We start from the raw sequence: 21,973 nt of genomic DNA, 5'->3' as shown, positions 1-21,973 counted from the left end.
GACGGCACCGACGCCAGCGGCGGCCAGCGGTCCGTGCGGTTACGCCGTGACGGGCAAAGCGGCTCGTCCTGTCGACATGCCTCGTTCCGACGAGATTGAGAGGACGGGATCGGCAACCGTCACCTTGACGATCAATGACGCGCCCGTGGTGCTGACGGTGGATCGTGCCACGGCCCCGTGCGCCGTCAACTCGTTCGTGTCCTTGGCTGAACAGGGTTTTTACAACGACGCGTCGTGCCACAAACTGTCGACCGGAGACGCGAAGTACCTTCAGTGCAGCGACCCGTCCGGCACTGGTAATGGCGGACCCGGGTACTCGTACCCGGTTGAGAAGGGAGCCAAGACCGGCGGATCAGTAGGTGCGGGCACCCTTGCTCTGGTGACAGATTCCCAGCACCGTCTGGGATCGCAATTCGCCTTGGTGTACGGGGACTCCAAGCTGCCGGACTCATTCGTAGTCATCGGGAGCATTGATCGGGAAGGTGTCGACAGCATCTCCGAAATCGCTGGCAAGGGGGTGGCCGAGGACGGGAGCTCCCCCAAAGTCAACACCCGTATCGGCTCGGTGGTGATGGGCTGAGCCTCAGTGTCAGGAGGAATCATCCTGGCAACGCGACAGGAAAGCTGCCAGAACCTGCACGAAAACTGCGGGCTGGTCCGAGTGCACCCAATGGCCCGAGTTCTTCACTCGAATTCGGCGCACCTGGGGGAAGAGCTCGTGCATGGCCTGGGAATGATCTGGGCCGACGTAATCAGACTCCTCGGCGGTGATCCACAGCACCGGTCCGTCCCAGGTCGTATTGACCGACGGCCAGGAACCAATGTCTGACAAGCCATTACCCAGCAGGTCAAGATTCATCTGCCAGTACCAGCGGTTGTTCTCACCAGTGTCATGCCGCAGGTTCTGCAACAAGAACTGACGGATCGTCGCGGAAGGGATCTCATCGGACATCTGCTCCTCGGCCTCGCGTCGCGTGGTCAAGCCACTCAGATTCACTGACGTCATGGCATGGACGAGGGGAGCCAGGCGGGTGAGATGAGAATCCACCGGTGCCATGTCGACGACGGTGAGGCTGCGCGCGAGATCAGGATTGTCCAGAACTGTCCGCATGACGACCTTGCCACCCATGGAGTGGCCCAGGAGATGAACCGGGCGGTCCCCGCTGGTCGTCCTGATCGTCTCGGAGAGGGCCTTGGCCATGGCGGGGTAGGAGAAATCCTGTGTCCAGGGGGAACGGCCATGGTTCGGTAGGTCCACGAGGATGCAGCGGTAGGCGTCCGGACCGGTGGCGAGGAGGTCCTTGGCGACCCTGGTGAAGTTCTTTCCCTGCCCGAAGACCCCGTGGCACCAGTAGACGTCCTGACGACCGTCACCGAGGGTGATCAGGTGAAGCTCATTCATGGACGCGACCTCCAACACCCGGTGTGCCAGTGACGACGCTCCTCGACCGGGGACGTGGAGAACATCGATGGTTCATGCGGCCAGGCGACGACGTGCGGGGTTCCTGGCTGGATGGGATGGAGACACCCGGGACAGGTGTAGACCTTGAGCGCTCGGTCAGCAGGCACCATGCGTACGACGTGCTGACCGTCCCTCTTGTACTCAGAATGGGGATGGCTGGTCGCACTGAGGGGGCGGGCTCGACGCTGCCACTTGCGCGAACCATGATGACGACCCATGCGGCCCATTGTGCCGCACCTGATACCGGGGACGACAATGCTGAGGGGATGGGCCCATGCCGGCGCACCAGAATGGCGTTCGAGGTCGAGGCTGAGGTGCAGGTAAAGTCCGACTCCGTGCGTCTCGTCGTTGCTCCCTGCCAGGTTGACTACACCGGTCGTCTCACGGCCCATCTGCCATGGGCGAAGCGGCTCATCGTCGTCAAGTCGGACAACTCGGTGAGTGTCCATGCCGACGACCGTGCATACAAGCCACTGAACTGGATGAGTTCCCCGTGCACCTTGACGACCCGTCCTTGTCTGCCTGACGAGCCGGCCGCCACGGCCGCCGTGGACGCTGAGGTCGAAGAGGTCTGGGAGGTTGATGCCCCGACAGGAGATCATCTGCAAATCCTGTTGGGCCCGAAGTTTCTCGACGTCACCGAGGAGCTGGGAGTCGACCCTGGTCTGCAGAAGGACGGGGTGGAGGCTCATCTTCAGGAGTTGCTCGCCGAGAATCCGGACACCTTCGGGGCAGGCTGGTCGCTGGTTCGGCGCGAGTACATGACGCCGATCGGTCCGGTGGACCTGCTGTGTCGCGATGCCGAGGGTGTCTATGTCGCTGTCGAGGTCAAGAGGCGAGGCGAGATCGACGGGGTCGAACAGCTCACCCGTTATCTGGAACTCATGAACCGCGACCACCTGTTGGGTGATCGGGTCAGGGGAGTCTTCGCGGCCCAGAAGATCAAGCCACAGGCGCGCACCTTGGCCACGGACCGTGGCATCGAATGCGTCACCGTCGACTACGACGCCCTGCGTGGCATGGATCACTCGGAAGATCGTCTCTTCTAGACGGTATGGGTGACCCCGTTCCGGGGTCACCCATACCGTCTAGTGCAGGCACCTGCTCAAAGATATGGCCCCTGACCTCATGGTCAGGGGCCACTCACGCTGTGGGGCGCACCTCACTTCTTGGGAGTGCGGTCTGCAGACAGTATCTGGGTCTTTTCGTTGTCGGACTCATCGTCCTGATCGCCTTGGGGCTCCGATTGCTGAGCTGGAGTGGCACCGTTCTGGGTGTCGCCCTTGACGCTTGGAAGCACCTGGGTGGCCTGATCCTCATGGGGGGCCGCTGCCTCAGATGGCTCGGCGTCGGTCTTGGGGCGGGTCTTCGGGTCGATGACGATGGTGGCGTCCTCGGAGCTGTCAGCCTCCGACTGCTCGGCGAACGGATCAGTGTCGGGGTAAGCGCTCTCGGCTTCTCCTGCCAGAGCCTTGAGGTTGCTGAGCTGGGCGAGGACGGCCTTCTTGCGCTGCAGCAGGGCAGCGGTCTCGCGTTCCAACTGTTCCTTGCGCCAGGCGTACTGCTCCTCGAGGCGTTCCTTCATCATGGCTGCCTGACGGTGAGCCGTGGCAATACGGTTCTCCGCGTCACGAGCAGCTTGGTTACGCGTGGATTCGGCCTCCTCGAGTGCGCTCTGACGGATGGTGTCGGCCTCTTCCGCGCGCTTGGTGACAGTGTCGCTGCTGGCCTGCTGATGGGCCTTGGCCTGTTCGAGCAACTCATTGATCTTGGCCATGGCCTGATCGTGGCTGGCTCGAGCCTCTGCAGTGACGGCAGCGGTTTCCTCTCGTGCCTTCTGGGTGATCTCGGCAGCATCGTGACGAGCGGACTCAGTGATCTCGGCGGCCTCGGAACGAGCTTTCTCGATGATCTGTGAGACCTGGGCTCGGGCGTTCTGATCGATGACCGACGCCTTGGTACGTGCCTCGGTGACGATGGCCTCGGCATGAGTTTCGGCCTGCTCGACGATGGTTCGGGCCTGCAGGCGGGCCTGCTCGACGGCGGTACGGGAATCCTTGGCAGCCTGGTCACGCAGCTCGCGCTGGTTCGCCAGCCCGGCGACACGGATGTCGTCGGACTCAGTCTGGGCGGCGGCGCGCATGTCAGCAACGACCCGACGGCCTTCCTCCTTGATGCGCTCGGCCTCGTTGCCAGCCATGGCGACGATGTCCTTGGCCTGGGCCTCCGCGGCGGTGAGGATTTCGGTGGCGTGAACTCCCAGACGCTTGAAATCGGTCTGGGTGACCTCGGCCTGGGCCTGAGAGACCTGCCCGCGTAGGTGCCGGGTGAGTTGTTTCAGGGTCGAGACCTGCTGCTCGATCTCCCGGACGTAGTTGTCGACGCTGGCACGGTCATAACCCCACATCGAATGGGTGAAACTACCGGCCGCGCTGGCGGTGTCGTCGAAGAGGTTGAGTCCGGTCTCCTCGTCGAACTGGCCGTCAGAGACGTCTTTCGTGCTCACCGATGGTCCCCTTTCATTAGGTGACTCCAACGGTACCAATCGGTACCGAATTACAACGGCGCAACTCACCGGGACGAGGCGGGCCCCGGGGACACTGTCCCCGGGGCCCGAAAACCTCTCACCTCAACGGTGTGACATCAGTCCTTGTAGGGCATGCCACCGGCCGGGGGCTCGGTGATCTCGACGAGAATGCCACCGGTGTGCTTCGGGTGAAGGAAGATGACGCGGGAGCCAGCAGTTCCGATGGAGGGCTCGCCGATGAAGACGGCGCCGCGCTCCTTCAGGGTGGCGATGGTCTTGTCCAGGTCGTAGGTGCGGTAGCACACCTGCTGGATCATGTTCTTGTTCTTGGAAATGTACTTTCCGATGGTGCTGTCCTCGCCGAGAGGAGCCAGCAGCTGGACGACGGTGCTCTCCTCGCCGCGCTTGCCGGTGGCGATCATCGCCTCCTCGACGCCGTGGCCCTCGTTCTTTTCGCGAAGGAGGACGTGAAAGCCGAGGACGTCGCAGTGGTACTTGATGGCCTCGTCCATGTCCTTGACGGCGAAACCAACGTGGTCGATGCACGCAAAGGGATCATTGTTGAAGTTCTCCATGCGTCAATCCTTGCACTGCCAGCCAAGCCGGAGTCAGTCGGGGTGGGTATTCGACACGACATTGACCGACCTTGTCCGGAGCATCCATGCGATGCGGTGCGATCTGCTGTCCACACCAGTGGACCTCATGACGATGTGCGTTCTGCTCGGCGTTGCGAGTGGTGCGGAAGGGATCGTTCGGTCAAGAATGACTTTGCAGTGTCCCCGAGCCCTTCCCCGGGCCACGTGCCGAGCAAGGAGCCTTAGTGAACGTGAAGAAGACCATCCACACGATCATCGTCGTGTTCCTCGTCGTGTTCTGCTTGTACTACGTCTTCACGGATCCGGCTGGCACTGCTCGCGTGATTCGTGGCTTCTTCAGTGGCCTCTTCGGGTTCATCAGGGCACTGGGCGGGCAGTCCTGACCTTGCCCGACGTCATCCGTCGTTTCATAGACCCCGATGTTGACCGACACCTGCTGGTCGGCGAGGGGGAGTACGTCATCGACGAGGTTTCCAAGCACTGGATCGTCCTGGTGGCCCCGACGATCGCCATGGTGTTGGCAACACTGCTGTTCATCTCAATGGTCTTTGCGCAGCGGTGGTGGGGCCTCCCCCTCGTGATGGGAATCTCCCTGGCGACCTGGGGAGCACTGCGCTTTCACCTAGATCACATGGACCGTTTCGTCATCACCAACATGCGGGTTTTCCGCGTCCATGGCATCTTCGATCAGCACCTGGCGACGATGCCCATGACTCGTATTCTCGACATTTCGGTCGAGCAGCCCTTCCTCGGACGTCTGCTCGGTTATGGCCATTTCATCTTCGAGTCGGCGGCTCAGGACCAAGGCCTGCGTGAGATCGACTACGTCGGGCGCCCGGAGGATCGCGACCTGACGATCCAGCGCGTCATTCAGATGGCCGGCTTGCGGACAAACCTGGCCCATCCCAAGTGACCATGTTGCACTGACATCGTGATGGACATGACATCGCCCCGACCACATTCGGGCGGTCGGGGCGATGCAGCGCTCATGATGTCACTGTGTCAGCCTTGCAGGGCCTTGTCGACGATCTCGCGGGCCTCCGCCTGCACGGCAGCCAGGTGGGCGGCGTCGCGCAGGGACTCGGCGTAGATCTTGTACTTGTTCTCGGTGCCGGACGGACGGGCAGCGAACCAGGCATTCTCGGTGATGACCTTGATGCCACCGATGGGAGCACCATTGCCTGGCGCCGTGGTGAGAATCTGCTCGATCCTCTCGCCGGCGATGGCGTCGGCGGAGACGTCGTCGGGGGAGAGGGCCTTGAGGCGGGCCTTCTGCTCACGGTTGGCGTCGGCATCGATACGGGCGTAGTAGGACTTGCCGAAGCGGTTCTCCAGATCGGCGTAGTGCTCAGAGGGAGAACGTCCGGTGACGGCTCTGATCTCGCTGGCGAGCAGGGCCAGGAGGATGCCGTCCTTGTCGGTGGTCCAGGTGTGGCCGTCTAGGTCGAGGAAGGAGGCACCAGCGGATTCCTCGCCACCGAATCCAAGATTGCCACGCGTCAGGCCGGGCACGAACCACTTGAAGCCAACCGGCACCTCGACGAGGCGACGACCGAGATCAGCGGCCACCCTGTCGATGAGGGAGGAGCTTACCAGGGTCTTGCCGATGCCGACGCCGAGGCCCCACCCGGGACGATGGGCGAAGAGGTAACCGATTGCCACCGCCAGGTAGGCATTGGGATTCATGAGACCGGCATCAGGGGTGACGATGCCGTGTCGGTCGGAGTCGGCGTCATTACCGGTGGCAATGTCATAGGCGTCCTTGTTGGCGATGAGGGAGGCCATCGCGGACGGGGAAGAGCAGTCCATCCGGATCTTGCCGTCGGTGTCGAGGGTCATGAACCGCCAGGTCGGATCGACCTCGGGGTTGACGACCGTCAGATCGATGCCGAGATGATCGGCGATGTACTCCCAGTACTGCACCGAGGCGCCGCCCAGCGGATCAGCGCCGATGTGCACCCCGGCCTCGTCAATGGCGTCGAGGTCAATGACATTGCGCAGATCGTCGCAGTAGGCGCTGCGGTAGTCGTAACGGGAGACCTCGTCGCGCACCTGCGCGTACGGCTTGCGACGAATAGCCGACGGATCGGCGAGTAGCTCGTTGGCGCGGTCGGCGATCCAACCGGTGGCATCGGTGTCGGCCGGACCGCCGTGCGGCGGGTTGTACTTGAAGCCGCCGTCGCGAGGCGGGTTGTGCGAGGGTGTGACGACGATGCCGTCAGCCTGGCGTCCCTCGCTCAGGCGGTTGTGGACGATGATGGCTCGCGAGACCGCCGGGGTCGGGGTCCACTCGTCGTCATGCTCGGCAACGACCTCGACGTCGTTGGCACGCAGTACCTCGATGGCAGTGGTCCACGCGGGCATGGACAGGGCGTGGGTGTCCTTGCCGATGAACAACGGACCGTCGATGCCCTGGGAGGCACGGTACTCGACGATTGCCTGGGTCGTGGCGGCGATGTGGGCGTCATTGAAGGCGCCGTCCAAGGAGGAGCCGCGGTGACCCGAGGTGCCGAAGACAACCATCTGGTCCGGGTTGGAGGGATCGGGAGTGATGTCGTGGTAGGCCGACAGGACGGCATCGACATCGATGAGATCGGATTCCTGGGCAGGTTTCCCAGCACGTTCATGAGCCATGGGGCCATTCTCTCACCGGGCGGAGCACTGCGGCAGGTCCCCGTGAGGAATCAGGGCGTTCGGACCATCGATAGTCACCGATGCTGGGGCGGATTACGAGAGGTCTGGTTGAATGGACGACATGTCTTCTGACTCGATTCATCGTCATGATGCCGTCGATCTGTCGGGGCTGGCAGCCGCAGCCGGTTCCTCCGACTCTCCTGCCGGACCCGCCCCAGCTGGTTCGGGAACCACCAGGACCTGGGTGATCGAGGGTACCGAGGAGAATTTCAACTCGCTGCTCCAGAAGTCGGTGCAGCACCCGGTGCTGGTGGAGTTCACGACACCGAAGGCCCATGGTGCCCAACAGATGTCGCAGGTGCTGAGTCGAGTTACCGACGAGGCTGCCGGCAAGTGGCTGCTGGTGCACGTCGACATCGACGCCCAGCCTCAATTGGCCAAGAGCTTGGGCGTTCAGGCCGTTCCGATGCTCGTCGCCGTCATCGGTGGACAGCTGGCACCGCTGGCCCAGGGCACGATCGACGAGCAGCAGTTCCGTCAGATCACCGACCAGGTGACTCAGGCCGCGACGGCCGGTGGCATGGTCGGTCGCGCGGAGCCGGTGACGGTCCAGGCGAGCAGCGAGGAAGCCGTTGGCCCTGACCCGCGCACGGTCGAGGCCGAGAAGCTCATGGACGCCAAGAGGTTCGACGAGGCGGTCGCCGCCTATGACGCGCTGCTGGCCAAGGAGCCCAACGACCCCGTCCTCATCGCGGGACGTAACGGGGCAGCGCTGCTGGGACGGTTGGACGACAAGGATCCTGCTGCACTGCTCACCGCTGCCCAGCAGAATCCTCACGACGTCGAGGCCCAGCTGGCTGCTGCCGACGTCGAGCTCATGGGCGGACGGACCGCTGACGCGTTTAACCGGATCATCCAGGTGGTGCGCACCAACCACGACGAGGAGCGCGAAGCCGCTCGCACTCGCCTGCTGGAGCTCTTCGCCATGGTGGGACAGTCCGATCCTGAGGTGGCAGCCGCGCGACGTTCGCTGGCAGCAGCATTGTTCTGATCGTCGCCTCCAGACGTGTTCACGGCCCGGGAGTACGCTCCCGGGCCGTGAACATGTGGGGACAAGTCTGACTCAATCCAGCTGGACGTGTCGTCATCGACCAATAGCATGGAGACCATGGACTCGACCCCATTCGACGAGAAGTTCCATGCCGTTTTGTTCGACCTTGACGGCGTCCTCACCCCTACCGCGCTGATTCACATGCGTGCCTGGGAGGAGATGTTCAACGAGGAGTTGGCGCATCGCGAGGGCCAGGATCCTTACACCGACGAGGACTACTTCGCCTACGTGGACGGCAAACCTCGATACGACGGGGTACGTGACTTCCTTGCCAGCCGCGGCATCACTCTCCCGGAGGGGGATCCCTCCGATGTTCCCGATGCCGAGACGATCTGCGGGTTGGGAAATCGAAAGAATGACCTGTTCAACACGGTGCTGGCCCGAGACGGCATCCAGCCTTATCCGGGGTCTCGCCGTTGGGTGGATCTGCTCCACGAACGCGGTGTGGCGATGGCTGTGGTGTCCTCGTCGCGCAATGCCGCTGCGGTGCTCGATGCAGCCGGTATGAGCGAGGATTTCCCGGTGCTGGTCGATGGCAACCGGTCGAAGGCGGAGAACCTGTCTGGAAAGCCCGCGCCCGACACCTACCTCCGTGGAGCTGATCTGCTTGGTGTGTCTGCGGAGCAATGCGTTGTCGTCGAGGATGCGGTCTCGGGAGTGCGCGCCGGTGCGGCTGGTGGATTTGGAATGGTGCTCGGCGTCAATCGCGGCGTGGGTGCTGACCGGCTGCGTGAGGTGGGTGCTGACCGAGTGGTCGATGACCTGGACGAGATGGCTGAGGAGATGGCATGACGCGAACGGGCACCGACCCGATGGATCGATGGCGTTTTCCCGATGATCCGTGGGCGATCGTCGAGACGGCACCGAGTACCGATGATCTGGGGACGACCGAGACCCTGTTCTCGGTCGGTAACGGTTATCTCGGCATGCGCGGTAACCCGTCCGAGGGGCGTGACTCCTTCAGTCATGGCACCTACATCAACGGATTCCATGAGATCTGGGACATCCATCATGCCGAGAACGCTTACGGCTTTGCGCGCACCGGTCAGACGATCGTCAACGTCCCCGATGCCAAGCTCATGAAGCTCTACGTTGACGACGAGCCGTTGCTGCTCAGCGTCAACGAGATCCAGTCGTACAAGCGCTGGATCGACTTTCGCGAAGGAGTGCTCCGTCGCGAACTGGTGTGGCGGACCCCGGCGGGCAAGCTGTTGCGGGTGGCGACGTCACGGATGGTGTCCTTCACCCACCGTCACATGGCTCTCATGAGCATCGAGGTGACGATGCTCGAGGGGGACGCCCCCATCGTCATCAGCTCTCAGATCCTCAATCGTGAGGACGGCATGGACGAGTACCACGTTCGTCCTGAGGACTCGGGGAATGCCGACGATCCTCGTCAGGCTCGCAAGTTCGCCGACGAGGTGCTCGTCGCGGAGAAGGACTGGCACTCGGACCGGCGGATGATCCTGGGGTTCCACACGGCCAGGTCCGGGATGACCCTGGCGGTGGGCGCTGATCACGAGATCACCACCGACAACGAGTGCGTCTCCCTCATCGACACCGAGCCCGGGTGTGGCAAGCGGGTTTACCGCATCGAGGCCACCCAGGGTCGCCCCATCCGAGTGGACAAGGCCGTGGCCTACCACTCCTCGCGAGGGGTGCCGGTGCACGAACTGTTCGACCGTGTTCGTCGCAGCCTCGACCGAGTCCGCGAGCAGGGCCATCGGGTCTACTACGACGAGCAGCGAGAGTGGCTCGACGACTACTGGGCGACGGCTGACGTCGAGGTTGAAGGCGCGCCGGCCGGCATCCAACAGGCGGTGCGGTGGAACCTCTTCCAGATCGCCCAGGCCTCGGCCCGCGCCGACCAGCGTGGTATCCCTGCCAAAGGAGTGACCGGGTCCGGTTACGAAGGCCATTACTTCTGGGACACTGAGGTCTACGTCATCCCGATGCTGACCTACACTCACCCGCGAATCGCTGAGAATGCCTTGCGGTTCCGTGTCAACACCCTTCCGCAGGCCAGACGACGAGCTGAGGAATTGTCCGAACGGGGAGCCCTCTTCCCCTGGCGGACCATCACCGGCGAGGAAGCATCGGCCTGTTACGCGGCAGGTACCGCCCAATACCACATCAATGCCGACATCGCTCACGCGATCATGAACCACGCTCGTGCGACGGGGGACAAGACCTTCCTCTTCCGCGATGCCGCTCCGGTCCTCGTCGAGACGGCGCGGATGTGGGCAGATCTGGGCTTCTGGCGGATCAACGGAGGCCGGGAATTCCACATCCATGGCGTGACCGGGCCCGACGAGTACACCACGGTCGTCAACAACAACCTCTACACCAATGTCATGGCGCGGGCGAACCTCATTGACGCTGCCAGCGTCATGAGGCGAATGAGGGACGAGGACCCGCTGTGGTACGAGCACCTGTGCTCCGAACTGGACCTCACCGAGGACGAGGTCGGTGGTTGGGAGGAGTGCGCCGCAGGAATGGTCATCCCCTTCGACGACACCTTCGGCATCCATCCTCAGGACGACCAATTCCTCTCGCGAGAACTGTGGGACCTCACGAACACCCCCGCCGACAGGCGTCCGCTGCTGCTGCATTACCACCCGCTGGTGATCTACCGGTTCCAGGTACTCAAACAGGCCGACGTCGTGCTGGCCCTGTTCCTGCAGGGGGACCAATTCACCCAGGCGGTCAAGCTCGCCGACTTCGAGTACTACGACCCCATCACGACCGGTGACTCGAGCCTCTCAGCAGTGGTGCAGTCAGTAATGGCAGCCGAGGTGGGCCATCAGGAGATGGCCATGGAGTACTTCCTGGACGCCCTCTACTGCGACCTGGCCGACACCCACCACAACGCCTCGGATGGTGTGCATGTTGCCTCGACCGGTGGTGTGTGGGGTTGTCTGGTCCATGGATTCGTGGGCATGCGCAATGACCGAGAGAACCTACGTTTCGATCCTCGGCTGCCGGCCCAGTGGACATCCATCAAGCATCACATGCTCATTGGCGACTCGCACATGCTGGTGAAGCTGGAACGTGACGCGATCACCTTCCAGATCTTGTCAGGTCATGACCGCGAGGTGACGGTACGCGGGGAGCTCCACCACATCGGCGTCGAGCCGGTTCGGATCCCGCTGGGCGACCAGGGCCCGCTGCGTCCCAGTCTGCGCGGAACGCACCCGATCTCGGGACTGCGACGTGCAGACGGTTCCCTCATCACGGCAGAGGTTCCCGGAAGCATCGCTGAGACGATCGTCTCCTCCCCAATACTGCCCTCGCGGGATTGACGAACTGATGAGAACAACGAACAGGAGGCCGGCACCGTCACGGCGCCGGCCTCCTCCATTCGTGGGGGGGTAGGAGTGGCCGAGATGTCCCGGCCGCCCGCGACTCACTTCACCACGGTGATGACCGGGGTGCTGGTGGTGACGTCGTCGGCCGGAATGCCGGTGACGTTGGAGTAGTCGAACCCGTTGGTCACCAGGACCGGGGTGATCTTCGAGTAGCCCGCCTCGTCGATGACGGCGGGATCAAAGACGACCAGGGGCTGACCGGCGCTGACGTGGTCGCCAGCCTTGACCTTGACGTCGAATCCCTTGCCGCCCAGCTCGACGGTGTCGATACCGACATGCACGAGCAGCTCGACGCCCGAATCGAGCTTGAGCCCGAAGGCGTGACCGGAATCCGGAGCAGTGACGACGGTGGCGTCGGCGGGACAGACGACCGTGTTGTCACTGGGCTCGATGGCGATACCATCGCCGACGACGCCGGTGGAGAAGACCGGATCGGGGATCTGGGAGATCGAGACCGCACGCCCCTTGAGAGGGGAGGTGATGGTGACGGCCTCGGGAGCGACATCGGTAGTCGTCGGGGCATCGCCCCCCTCGACCGTGGCGGTCCCGGACTCGGGGCTGGTGGCACCTGCGGTGGCAACGGCAGTCGGAGCAGCGGCGACAGCAGCCGGCTCGGCCATCGCACCCTGAGTGTCGGCAGCCCTGGCCTCGGCACAACGAGCCTTGGCAGCAGCCTTCTCGTCGTCGTCACGGTAATCGCGCACGATGACCAGGGCCATGGCGGTGAAGAAGGAGGCCGCGATGGCGACGGAATACAGACCGATGTTGTCAAAGGCTGGGATTGTCAGCAGGGAGGTGAAGACGAAGGCCGGGGTGTGCAGGCCGCCGCCGGCACCGATGATGATGCCACCGACGAGACAGCCGGCGAGCATGGACGGGTAGATCTTCTTGTACCGCAGATGGATGCCGTAGAGGCTGGGCTCGGAGATACCACCGAGCAGACCGGCCGCCAGGGCGCCGGTCGCCGTCTGGCGCATCGTCACGTCCTTGTCACGGATGGACAGGAAGAGGACGCCGGCGGTGGCGCCGAAGCAGGCGAAGTTCCAGGCACCCATCGGGCCCTGGATGTAGTCGTAGCCCAGGGTCTGGATGTTGAGCAGCATGACGGCGTTGAGCGGCCAGTGCAGGCCCAGCGGAACCATGAACGGGTAGAGCAGCGGGATGAGGACGGCGAAGATGAACGGGGAGACATCGTTGACCGCCTTGAGCCCGTTGGCCAGACCAGCGCCGGCGTAGACACCGATGGGGCCGATGAGGAAGGCCGTCAGCGGGATCATGATGAGCATGGTCAGGAAGGGCACGAAGATCATCTGGACATTGGGGGAGATGACCTTCTTGAGCCACTTGTACAACGGAGCCAGGATGGCCGCCATGATGAGGGGCGGGAAGACCTGGGAGCCGTAGTTGAAGATCGTCAGCGGCAGACCGAAGACGTCGACGACATTGACCTTGAATCCGCCCAGAGTCAGAGGGTGAGCGGCCTTGCCGAGCTCCGCGAACCCCGGGAGCATCACGACGGCCATGACGGAGAATCCAACCCACGGGTCGGCATTGAGCCGCTTGGTGGCGTTGTAGGCGACCAGCAGTGGCAAGAAGTAGAAAACACACTGCCAGGCCAGGTTCACGAACTGCCAGCTCGGAGGCAGGGAGACACGGGAGTCGGCCCAGTTGCCGATGACTCCCATGGAACCCATGAGGGCCATGAAGGTGATGAACAGTGAGGCGCCGAGCAGGGCGCCCATGATCGGACGGAAGGAGTCCGACAGATACTCGAACAGGTTGTCGAGCCACGAGAACTTGCCGCGCGGGCCCTTGGAACGATGTGCGGCCTTGACGTCCGCATCGGACTGCTCGCCGTCCCCGGAGCCGAGGTTCTGCATGTCCGGCAGGTTCATGATGTCGTTGTAGACGCCGTTGACGGCGCCGCCGATGACGACCTGATAACGGTTGCCCGACTGGGGCACAGCGCCCATGACGCCGGGGATCTTCTCCATCTCGGCCTTGTCGATGGACGAGGAATCACGAAGTTGGAACCGCAGACGGGTTGCGCAGTGGGTCAAGCCGACGATGTTGTCGCGGCCGCCCACCACGTCCACGATCTGGGACGCAGTTGATGACATGTAGGTGGTCCTCCTGTGTGTTCAGTCATCCTTCTTCCAGGACAACGACGAAGAAGCATAACCACCAGGGCCGAACGTTCGTTCACCACCCCAGGGTTACAACGAAAACCCGTTCTCAGTGGCACGTGGGGTGGAGTCTGCCAGTATGGCCGCGATACGTCGGGCCGACAGCTCGGTGACGTGTGCAGGGACGTCAGCAGGATCCACCCAGTGCAGATGGCCGATCTCGCCGTCAGCAGGATTCATGATGGCAGCGAGGGACGGTTCGACCACACCGGCGTCATAGATGAACTCGATGGCGTCAGACCACCCCAGGGCAGGTGGCATCCAATCGATGAGGACGGGGGTGGCAGGGATGTCGATGGTCACGCCCAACTCCTCCCGGCACTCCCGAACCGCTCCGGCATGGGGCGATTCCACCGGCTCGACTACACCGCCGGGGAGCTCCCAGTCAGGCTTGTACGTCGTCTCGCACATGAGAACCCGCCCGACTCCGTCGTGGACCAGGACGTGGGAGATGACCCGTTTGGTGGGCAGCACCGAGTCGAGCATGCCGGTGTGACCGGTCCGGGTGTAGATCTCGTCGGTGGCCAGTCGGGAGTAGACGAATTCGTCCACCCAACCATCCCCTCGGCTGCCAGCTTGGCGCAGCCGTCCCTCACGCCGGTATCCGGCCCGGTGCAGGGCATGGATGACCTCTCCGTCGTCGACGGCCACCCGGGCCTCCAGACGACGCACCTTGTGACCGAGGATGGCGTCGTCGGAGGCCAAGGAAATGGCCCGCGTCAGACCCTCCGGATATGGCGGATCGTCGAGCAGCAGGCGACCACAGTCGCCCACCACCTCGACCTGAATCCGAAAGTCCTCGGGATCGGACTCGTCATCGACCACGAACAATCCTCCTTGCCAGAATCACTGCATTCCCGGATCGCCGGGCAGAGCAGCAGTCGCCGAGGGATCGTGGCGCAGCCACACCGAGCCCATCGGCGGGACGCACACGGTGGCGACGGCCGGGAAACGATCGGGAACCGGAAGCGGGGTGGCCACGACCTGGCCGAGGTTGCCGAACTCTCCCGTTCCGTCGTACTCCAAGGAATCGGTGTTGAGGATCTCGGTCCACACACCCTCCGCGGGTAGTCCGACGCGGTAGTCGGTCTGCGGGTTGGGGGAGAAGTTCGTGAAGCAGGCGATCGTCGAGCCGTCCTCGCTGCGGCGCAGCCAGGAGAACAGATTGTTGCCGGCGTCGTCGGCGTTGATCCATTCGAATCCACGCGGATCGCTGTCGAGCTGCCACAGGGCGGGGTTCTCCTTGTAGATCATGTTGAGATCGCGGAAGAGGCGCTTGAGACCACCGTGACCCCACAGATCAGCGACGAACCACTCGAGGCTGGCGGACTCGTCGAACTCGTGACGCTGGCCGAACTCCTGACCCATGAAGATGAGCTGCTTGCCCGGGAAGGACCACATGTAGGAGTAGAAGGCTCGCAGGGACGCGAACTGCTGCCAGTCGTCACCGGGGATCTTGTTGATCATGGATCCCTTGCCGTGCACGACCTCGTCATGGCTGATCGGCAGGATGAAGTTCTCCGAGTACTGGTACACCATGGCGAAGGTCATCTCGCCGTGGTGATACTGGCGATGGAACGGATTGAGCTCCATGTAGCGCAAGGAGTCGTTCATCCAACCCATGTTCCACTTGAACCCGAATCCCAGGCCGCCGTGATCGACCGGCTTGGTGATGCCGGGGAAGCTGGTCGACTCCTCGGCAATCATGAGGATGCCGGGGTGGCGCGAGTACAGGTGTGAGTTGACGTAGCGCAGGAAGTCGATGGCCTCCAGGTTCTCGCGTCCGCCGTACTTGTTGGGCACCCACTGACCCTCCTCGCGAGAGTAGTCCAGGTACAGCATCGAGGCGACGGCGTCGACGCGCAGACCGTCGACGTGGAACTCGCTGATCCAGTACAGCGCGTTGGAGACGAGGAAGGACTTCACCTCGTTGCGGCCGTAGTTGAAGATGTAGGTGCCCCAGTCCACGTGCTCGCCCTGGCGCGGATCGGCGTGCTCGTAGAGGGCGGTGCCGTCGAAGCGTCCCAGGGCCCAGTTGTCCTTGGGGAAGTGCCCCGGAACCCAGTCCATGATGACGCCGATGCCAGCCTGGTGGAGCTTGTCGATGAGGTAACGCAGGTCGTCGGGGGAGCCGTAACGGCTGGTCGGTGAGAAGTATCCGGTGACCTGGTAACCCCAGGACGGGGCGAAGGGATGCTCGGCCAGCGGCATGAACTCCACGTGGGTGTAGCCCTGCCACAGCACGTAGTCGACCAGTTCGTCAGCCAGCTGACGGTAGCTCAGTCCATGACGCCATCCGCCCAGGTGGACCTCGTAGACGCTCATCGGCTCGGCATGGGCGTGCGAGGCCTCACGGTGGGCGATCCACTCGTCGTCATTCCACTCGTAGTGGGTCTCGGTGACGATGGACGCGTTCTGCGGGGCCTGCTCGGAGTAGCGGGCCATCGGGTCAACCTTCTCGTGCCAGTTGCCCCACTGGTCCTGGATGCGGAACTTGTAGAGAGTGCCTTCGCCCACTCCCTCAATGAAGGTGCCCCAGACGCCAGATCCCGGGATGAGACGCATTGGGTCGCCGGTCCACCAGTTGAAGTCCGCGATCACCTCGACGGCCCGGGCGTTGGGGGCCCAGAGGGCAAAGCGGGTTCCGGTGATGGAGCCGCGCTCGTCGTCGGTAATGGTGACGACGTGGGAGCCGAGTCGCTTCCACACCTCCGTGTCCCCACCGGAATGGAACCCCTCGAGGTCCCAACCGGTGAGTCCTCCGAACTCATCGTGAGCCATGTCGTCCTCCTGGCATGTCGTTGGTGTGGATATCGCCGTCGGGTCGGTGACTCGACGGGGGTGCGTGGGGCGGGGACATCATCAATCCTGCACCATCGCCCGAATGGCCGACAACGGGATGTCAACCCAGGCCGGCCGGTTGAGGGTTTCATAGACGGTTTCGTATCCGGCCTTGTCGGCCTCGTAGGCGGCCAAGACGTCGCGTTCGGCGTCGTCCGGGCGACCATAGCCATCCAGGAAGGCATCGCGGGCTCGTTGTGCCCAGGCCAATGTCTCCGGCGCGGTGGGTTCGGCATGGGCCGAGGTGGCATAAGATAGTGAGCGCACCATTCCTGCCACGTCACGCCAGCGGGAGTCCGGCAGGCGACGTTCGGCCAGGGGCTTGAGGGGTTCGCCCTCGAAGTCGATGATCCGCCAGCCGTCGGGGGTCAGCAGGGTTTGTCCGAGGTGGAAGTCACCGTGCACCGCCTGAGCGGCTAGGCGGCGACCGCGCAGCTTCTCGAAACGTGTGGCGAGGAGGTCGCGGTGTGGCTCCAGCGCCGGGGCTGCCGTCACTGCAGCCTCGAGACGACGCACCATGTCGTCGGCAATCTGGTCCCCGTCCAACTCGGCCGTCCCAAAGGTCTGCTCCAACGCAGAGTGGATGGTTCGCAGGCATCGGCCCAGGTCGGCGACGAGATCGGTGATGTCCTCCAGATCGGCAGCTTTGTCGGTGATGAGTTCCCAGCCATCCTGGGGATGTGGAAGCCGCTCGATGATCATGGCCAGATCGGTCTGGATGTCCTCGTTAGCTGGGATCTGTCCGGAGATGTGACCGTAGAGCTTGGCCACCGAGGAGACGCCGGCGTCATTGAGGGCGCCGTGAATGGTGATGTCGAGATTGTCGCCGGGTTCGAGGCGGCGGAACATCTTGAAGATGATGGCGTCGCCAACCATGATCGAGGTGTTCGACTGCTCACCGCCAAAGCGCTCGGCGGTCCGAACCGGTTCAGGTGCCTCCAAGCGGCGATGGAGCTGCCATGAGTCATCCGCGGCCTGAGGATCAGCCTCGAGGATCGTCCTGGCCCACACTGTCAGGGCCTCCTGGTCGGTGGTGGCGTCGCTGACCGTGACGGGCTCACCATCGACGTGAATCTGCGTCAGTCCCGCAGAACTGCCGGGGCGCAGGGCCAGTAGGAGCTGATAGTACTCCTCCGGGGCCTGCGGGTAACAGACCAGGGCAATGACGGGCACCACTTTGAGGTCGTGCTCGTCAACGACCGGAGCCAGCGGCAGCAACCTGGCCAGGGTGCCATCTCGGCCCTTGCCGGAGAACCATCGAGCGGTACTGATGTGGTCCCAGAGGCGGTCCCGGACGTCTGCGTCGTCCCAGTCGGTCATGGCTTCTCCTCTCCGGTCATCTGCAGCCATCGGTAGCCGTAGGGCGGCATCGGAACCGTCAGGGTTCCGTCGGCTTCCACCGGCTGGGCATCCTGGCCGTGAATGAGGGACGCTCCGGTCACACCTGCGAACTGCGGCAGGATGAGGGTGACGGTCCTATCGGTGTCCGACAGATTGGCCAGGCACAGGATCGTCTCGTCCTCGTCGTGGCGCAGGAAGGACATCACGGCCATGTCCTCCGCCTCCAGATCGGTGAACTCTCCGGTACCGAAAACGGGGTGCCGACGACGGATGCCCAACATGGCGCGGGTCCACACCAACAGGGAGGATGGGTCATCCATCTGACGGGCGACGTTGACGTGTTCCGGGCCGTGACCGAAGGTGCGGATGAGTGGGAGATGGAAGTCCTCCGGCAGCGCGGTCGAGAATCCGGCCGTCTCGGAATCATCCCACTGCATCGGGGTGCGCACGCCGTCGCGGTCAGGAAGCCAAGGGTCGTCGCCCATGCCGATCTCGTCGCCGTAATAGAGAACCGGGGAGCCGGGCAGGGACAGCAGCATGGCGTTGAGCAGACGAACCCTGGCCTCGTCGTTGTCGACCAGGGGGCTCAACCGGCGACGAATGCCCAGGTTGCATCGCCAGCGCGGCTCGGGAGCATATTCCTCCCACATGTACTGACGGTCATCCTCGGTCACCATCTCGAGGGTGAGTTCGTCATGGTTGCGGAGGAAGGTTCCCCACTGACAACCTGCCGGGATGTCCGGTGTGGAGGCGAGGATCTCGCTGATGCACTCCCGTGATCCGCGGCGCAGCCCCATGTACAGGCGTGGCATGACGGGGAAGTGGAAGGCCATCTGGCACTCATCACCGTCACCGAAGTACTCGACGACGTCGTCAGGCCACTGATTGGCCTCGCACAGCAGGATGCGTCCCGGGTACTCCTCGTCGACCATTGCGCGCAGCTGTTTGAGGATCTTGTGGGTTCCCGGCAGGTTCTCGCAGCTCGTTCCCTCGGCCTCGATGAGGTAGGGGACGGCGTCGAGACGGAAACCGTCGATGCCCAGGTCCATCCAGAATCGGACGGCGTCGAGCATCTCCTCCATGACCCGGGGCTCCTCGAAGTTGAGGTCGGGCTGGTGGTGGAAGAAGCGGTGCCAGTAGAACTGCTTGCGCTCGGAGTCCCACGAGCAGTTGGAGTCCTCGGTGTCGCAGAAGATGATGCGAGCGTCCGAATAGGCCTCGTCGGTGTCGGCCCAGACGTAGTAGTTGCCGTAGGGGCCGTCGGGATCGGCACGCGAGGACTGGAACCACGGGTGGGAGTCCGAGGTGTGGTTCATGACGAAGTCGATGATGACGCGCAGGCCACGGTCGTGAGCGGCGTCGAGGAAGACCTTGAAGTCCTCGATCGTTCCCAACTCCTCACGGATCCAGCGGTAGTCGCGGATGTCGTAACCGCCGTCGTGCAGGGGGGAGTCGTAGAAGGGCGGAAGCCACAGGCAGTCCACTCCCAGCCACTGCAGATAGTCGAGCTTCTCCGTCAGACCCTTGAAGTCGCCGATGCCGTCTCCGTTGGAGTCCTTGAAGGATCGCACCAGGACCTCGTAGAACACCGCGGTGCGGAACCACTCGGTCTCCGTCCGATCGATGGAACCGACCGGGTGGATCGCGTCGAGCCTGGCCTGCAACTGGGCCGAGGTGAGCCCGAGGGCCCCGGTCGGTGCCAGGGTCTCGGGAATCTCCTCGGCGGGAGTGTAGGAGGAATGGGTCATGAGGTGCTCTTTCGCACGTGCAGGATGTGGGCCGGCTGGGCGGGGCAGAGCTTGACGAAGGCCTGTTGTCCCCAGGTGAAGTCGGCACCCGTGAGCTCGTCGTGGACCTCGAAGGTGTCGTCGTTGCCAAGGCCAAGGGCAGCCATGTCCAACATGATCTGGGACTCCACGCCCCACACCGGATCCAGCGAGATGACGATGATGACGACGTCATCCACCGCCTTCTTGGAGAAGACGAGGACATTGTCATGGGGAGCATGGTGAATGGTCGTGTCACGCAGCTGCTGCAAGGCCGGATGAGCGCGACGGATCTCATTGAGACGAGTCACGAGCAGTTTGATGTTCGGTTCGGAGTCGAAGTCGCGGGGACGGTACTCATACTTCTCGGAGTGTGCGTACTCCTCGCGTCCCGGCAGCGGCTCGTGCTCGCAGATCTCGAAGCCCGAGTACATGCCCCACGACGGGCTCATGGTCGCAGCCAGGATTGCGCGGATGGCGAATCCGGCCGGGTTGCCATCGTTGAGGTAGATCGGGTTGATGTCCGGGGTGTTGGTGAAGAAGTTCGGACGGTAGAAGTGCGAGGTCTGGTGGGAGACCTCGTCGAGGTACTCCTCCAACTCCCACTTGGCGGTGCGCCAGGTGAAGTAGGAGTAGCCCTGCTGGAAGCCGACCTTGCCAAGGGCAGCCATCATCTCGGGACGGGTGAAGGCCTCGGCCAGGAAGATGACCTTGGGATGACGACGATGCACCTGCTCCATGAGCCAGGCCCAGAAGTTGACCGGCTTGGTGTGCGGGTTGTCGACGCGGAAGATCGTCACCCCGTGAGAGATCCACAGCTCGAGCAGCCTCAGGCACTCGTCGTAGATTCCCTCCGGGGCGTTGTCGAAGTTGATCGGGTAGATGTCCTGGTACTTCTTCGGTGGGTTCTCCGCGTAGGCGATGGTGCCGTCGACGCGGGTGGTGAACCACTCCGGGTGCTCCTGCACCCACGGGTGGTCCGGGGATGCCTGCAGGGCGAAGTCCAGGGCCACCTCCATACCCAGGTCATGGGCGTGGGCGACGAAGCGGTCGAAGTCCGCGAAGGTGCCAAGATCTGGGTGGATGGCGTCATGGCCGCCAGCCGGGGAACCAATGGCCCATGGCGAACCGGGATCGTCGGGCCCGGGGGTCAGGGTGTTGTCCCTGCCCTTGCGGAAAGCAGTTCCGATGGGGTGGATCGGTGGCAGGTAGACGACGTCGAATCCCATCGCAGCAGCGGCGTCCAATCGCTCCCAGGAGGAGTCGAAGGTGCCGGAGACCCAGTGGCCGTCCTCGTCGATGTGAGCTCCCTGGGAGCGCGGGAAGAATTCGTACCAGGAGCCGTAGAGGGCGCGGCGCCTCTCGACCCGCAGCGGGGCCGGGGTGGTGGGAGAGGTCAATGGGCGCGGAGCGTGGACGCGCATCGCCTCGGAGAGGGCGACGGTGTTGACGACCTGGCGCAGTGAATCAGGTGCGCGGTCAGGGGTGAGGCTGGCATCGGCCTCGCGCAGGGCTACCACGGCGTCGGCGTCGCCGGCCTGCTCGGCGTGCTCGATGGCTTCACCGATGAGGGCGTGGCCCTCGGCACAGACGAGTTCGACGTCGATCCCGGCGGCCAGCTTGGCGTCGGCATTGTGGTGCCAGGTGCCCCAGGTGTCCGACCATCCCTCGACATGCATCGTCCAATCACCCGCGACACCCGCCGCGACGCGTGCTTTCCAGATGTCCAGGCCCCAGGGATCGACCTGGTGCATGTCGGTGACGTGACGGTTGCCATCCGGATCAGTGAGGATGACGCTGGCGCCGACGGCGTCATGGCCCTCGCGAAAGACATTGGCCGTGACCTCGAACTCCTCGTCAACGACGGAGTAGATCGGCAGCTGACCGCTCTCGACCTCGGGACGGACGTTGTGGACGGGGATGCGCCCGAAACCACGCAGCGGGGGACGACCGAGGACGTCGATGGCCACGGCTGTAGGATCCGGCTCACAGGCGGAGTCGGGGCTGGCCGGGAGCCCAGGTGAATCCGGGGACTCAGGCGACGGAGACGACTCCGGGGAGGGAGCCGACTTCGGCGAGTCAGCGGGGATGACAGGGGCCATCGGTTCGGGTGAGGGTTCCGGGGCAGGGGGCGTCATCTG

18 protein-coding genes are annotated in these 21,973 nt (G+C 63.6%); 7 read left to right on the top strand and 11 right to left on the bottom strand.

The window, feature by feature from the left end:
- Nucleotides 1–76 precede the first annotated feature (76 nt).
- Nucleotides 77–580 carry a peptidylprolyl isomerase gene (locus tag PALO_RS05480; protein WP_041710262.1) on the top strand — a complete coding sequence of 168 codons (504 nt, stop codon included), beginning with the start codon at nucleotides 77–79 and terminating at the stop codon, nucleotides 578–580.
- A 9-nt stretch (nucleotides 581–589) separates the two neighbouring features.
- On the opposite strand, the gene PALO_RS05475 is transcribed toward PALO_RS05480, so the two are convergent.
- Together PALO_RS05475 and PALO_RS12355 are read right to left on the bottom strand one after the other, a co-directional pair.
- Nucleotides 590–1,402: an alpha/beta fold hydrolase gene (locus tag PALO_RS05475; protein WP_041710040.1), complete on the bottom strand. Its 813-nt coding sequence runs from the start codon at nucleotides 1,400–1,402 to the stop codon at nucleotides 590–592.
- Nucleotides 1,399–1,689: a hypothetical protein gene (locus PALO_RS12355; RefSeq protein WP_231097213.1), complete on the bottom strand. Its 291-nt coding sequence runs from the start codon at nucleotides 1,687–1,689 to the stop codon at nucleotides 1,399–1,401. Before PALO_RS12355 ends, PALO_RS05475 begins: the two co-directional genes overlap by 4 nt.
- A gap of 63 nt (nucleotides 1,690–1,752) precedes the next feature.
- On the opposite strand from PALO_RS12355, the gene nucS reads away from it, so the two are divergent.
- Nucleotides 1,753–2,511 carry an endonuclease NucS gene (nucS, locus tag PALO_RS05470; protein WP_187290332.1) on the top strand — a complete coding sequence of 253 codons (759 nt, stop codon included), beginning with the start codon at nucleotides 1,753–1,755 and terminating at the stop codon, nucleotides 2,509–2,511.
- Nucleotides 2,512–2,624: 113 nt separating this feature from the next.
- Here nucS and PALO_RS05465 read toward each other — a convergent pair whose 3' ends face one another.
- Nucleotides 2,625–3,968 carry a DivIVA domain-containing protein gene (locus PALO_RS05465; protein ID WP_015582743.1) on the bottom strand — a complete coding sequence of 448 codons (1,344 nt, stop codon included), beginning with the start codon at nucleotides 3,966–3,968 and terminating at the stop codon, nucleotides 2,625–2,627.
- Nucleotides 3,969–4,105: 137 nt separating this feature from the next.
- On the bottom strand, nucleotides 4,106–4,564 hold the full coding sequence (mce, locus tag PALO_RS05460) for a methylmalonyl-CoA epimerase (protein WP_015582742.1): 459 nt from the start codon (nucleotides 4,562–4,564) through the stop codon (nucleotides 4,106–4,108).
- Between the two features lie 251 nt (nucleotides 4,565–4,815).
- On the opposite strand from mce, the gene PALO_RS12495 reads away from it, so the two are divergent.
- Complete coding sequence (locus tag PALO_RS12495; protein WP_162495054.1) at nucleotides 4,816–4,968, top strand: hypothetical protein; 153 nt, start codon at nucleotides 4,816–4,818, stop codon at nucleotides 4,966–4,968.
- Between the two features lie 2 nt (nucleotides 4,969–4,970).
- Entirely contained in the window at nucleotides 4,971–5,498 is a 528-nt protein-coding gene (locus tag PALO_RS05455) for a PH domain-containing protein (RefSeq protein ID WP_015582741.1), read from the top strand.
- Nucleotides 5,499–5,587: 89 nt separating this feature from the next.
- On the opposite strand, the gene pgm is transcribed toward PALO_RS05455, so the two are convergent.
- Complete coding sequence (pgm, locus tag PALO_RS05450; RefSeq protein WP_004811389.1) at nucleotides 5,588–7,219, bottom strand: phosphoglucomutase (alpha-D-glucose-1,6-bisphosphate-dependent); 1,632 nt, start codon at nucleotides 7,217–7,219, stop codon at nucleotides 5,588–5,590.
- A gap of 112 nt (nucleotides 7,220–7,331) precedes the next feature.
- Between pgm and PALO_RS05445 the strand changes: the two genes are divergently transcribed.
- The 3 genes from PALO_RS05445 (at nucleotide 7,332) to PALO_RS05435 (ending at nucleotide 11,632) form a co-directional block, all read left to right on the top strand.
- Nucleotides 7,332–8,270: a tetratricopeptide repeat protein gene (locus tag PALO_RS05445; protein WP_004811388.1), complete on the top strand. Its 939-nt coding sequence runs from the start codon at nucleotides 7,332–7,334 to the stop codon at nucleotides 8,268–8,270.
- 108 nt (nucleotides 8,271–8,378) lie between these two features.
- Nucleotides 8,379–9,122 carry an HAD family hydrolase gene (locus PALO_RS05440; RefSeq protein ID WP_004811387.1) on the top strand — a complete coding sequence of 248 codons (744 nt, stop codon included), beginning with the start codon at nucleotides 8,379–8,381 and terminating at the stop codon, nucleotides 9,120–9,122.
- Nucleotides 9,119–11,632, top strand: coding sequence for a glycoside hydrolase family 65 protein (locus PALO_RS05435; protein ID WP_015582740.1), 2,514 nt, complete (start codon nucleotides 9,119–9,121; stop codon nucleotides 11,630–11,632). The genes PALO_RS05440 and PALO_RS05435 overlap by 4 nt, the downstream gene beginning before the upstream one ends.
- A 104-nt stretch (nucleotides 11,633–11,736) precedes the next feature.
- On the opposite strand, the gene PALO_RS05430 is transcribed toward PALO_RS05435, so the two are convergent.
- From PALO_RS05430 to PALO_RS05405, 6 genes are all read right to left on the bottom strand, one after another.
- Complete coding sequence (locus PALO_RS05430) at nucleotides 11,737–13,818, bottom strand: glucose PTS transporter subunit IIA (protein WP_015582739.1); 2,082 nt, start codon at nucleotides 13,816–13,818, stop codon at nucleotides 11,737–11,739.
- A 96-nt stretch (nucleotides 13,819–13,914) separates the two neighbouring features.
- Nucleotides 13,915–14,709: an NUDIX hydrolase gene (locus PALO_RS05425; protein ID WP_015582738.1), complete on the bottom strand. Its 795-nt coding sequence runs from the start codon at nucleotides 14,707–14,709 to the stop codon at nucleotides 13,915–13,917.
- Between the two features lie 21 nt (nucleotides 14,710–14,730).
- The gene (glgB, locus tag PALO_RS05420; RefSeq protein ID WP_015582737.1) at nucleotides 14,731–16,665 is read right to left on the bottom strand and encodes a 1,4-alpha-glucan branching protein GlgB; all 1,935 of its coding nucleotides are present in this window, start codon (nucleotides 16,663–16,665) and stop codon (nucleotides 14,731–14,733) included.
- A gap of 81 nt (nucleotides 16,666–16,746) precedes the next feature.
- Nucleotides 16,747–18,045 carry a phosphotransferase gene (locus PALO_RS05415; RefSeq protein WP_015582736.1) on the bottom strand — a complete coding sequence of 433 codons (1,299 nt, stop codon included), beginning with the start codon at nucleotides 18,043–18,045 and terminating at the stop codon, nucleotides 16,747–16,749.
- Nucleotides 18,042–19,814, bottom strand: a complete 1,773-nt coding sequence (treS, locus tag PALO_RS05410) for a maltose alpha-D-glucosyltransferase (RefSeq protein WP_015582735.1) — start codon at nucleotides 19,812–19,814, stop codon at nucleotides 18,042–18,044. Before treS ends, PALO_RS05415 begins: the two co-directional genes overlap by 4 nt.
- Nucleotides 19,811–21,970 (bottom strand): alpha-1,4-glucan--maltose-1-phosphate maltosyltransferase, encoded by a 2,160-nt coding sequence (locus PALO_RS05405; RefSeq protein ID WP_015582734.1) that lies wholly within the window; start codon nucleotides 21,968–21,970, stop codon nucleotides 19,811–19,813. The genes treS and PALO_RS05405 overlap by 4 nt, the downstream gene beginning before the upstream one ends.
- Between the last annotated feature and the right edge of the window lie 3 nt (nucleotides 21,971–21,973).

The sequence above is a fragment of the Cutibacterium avidum 44067 genome, assembly GCF_000367205.1.
GTDB lineage: Bacteria > Actinomycetota > Actinomycetes > Propionibacteriales > Propionibacteriaceae > Cutibacterium > Cutibacterium avidum.
This window is presented reverse-complemented; position numbering and strand designations above follow the sequence as displayed.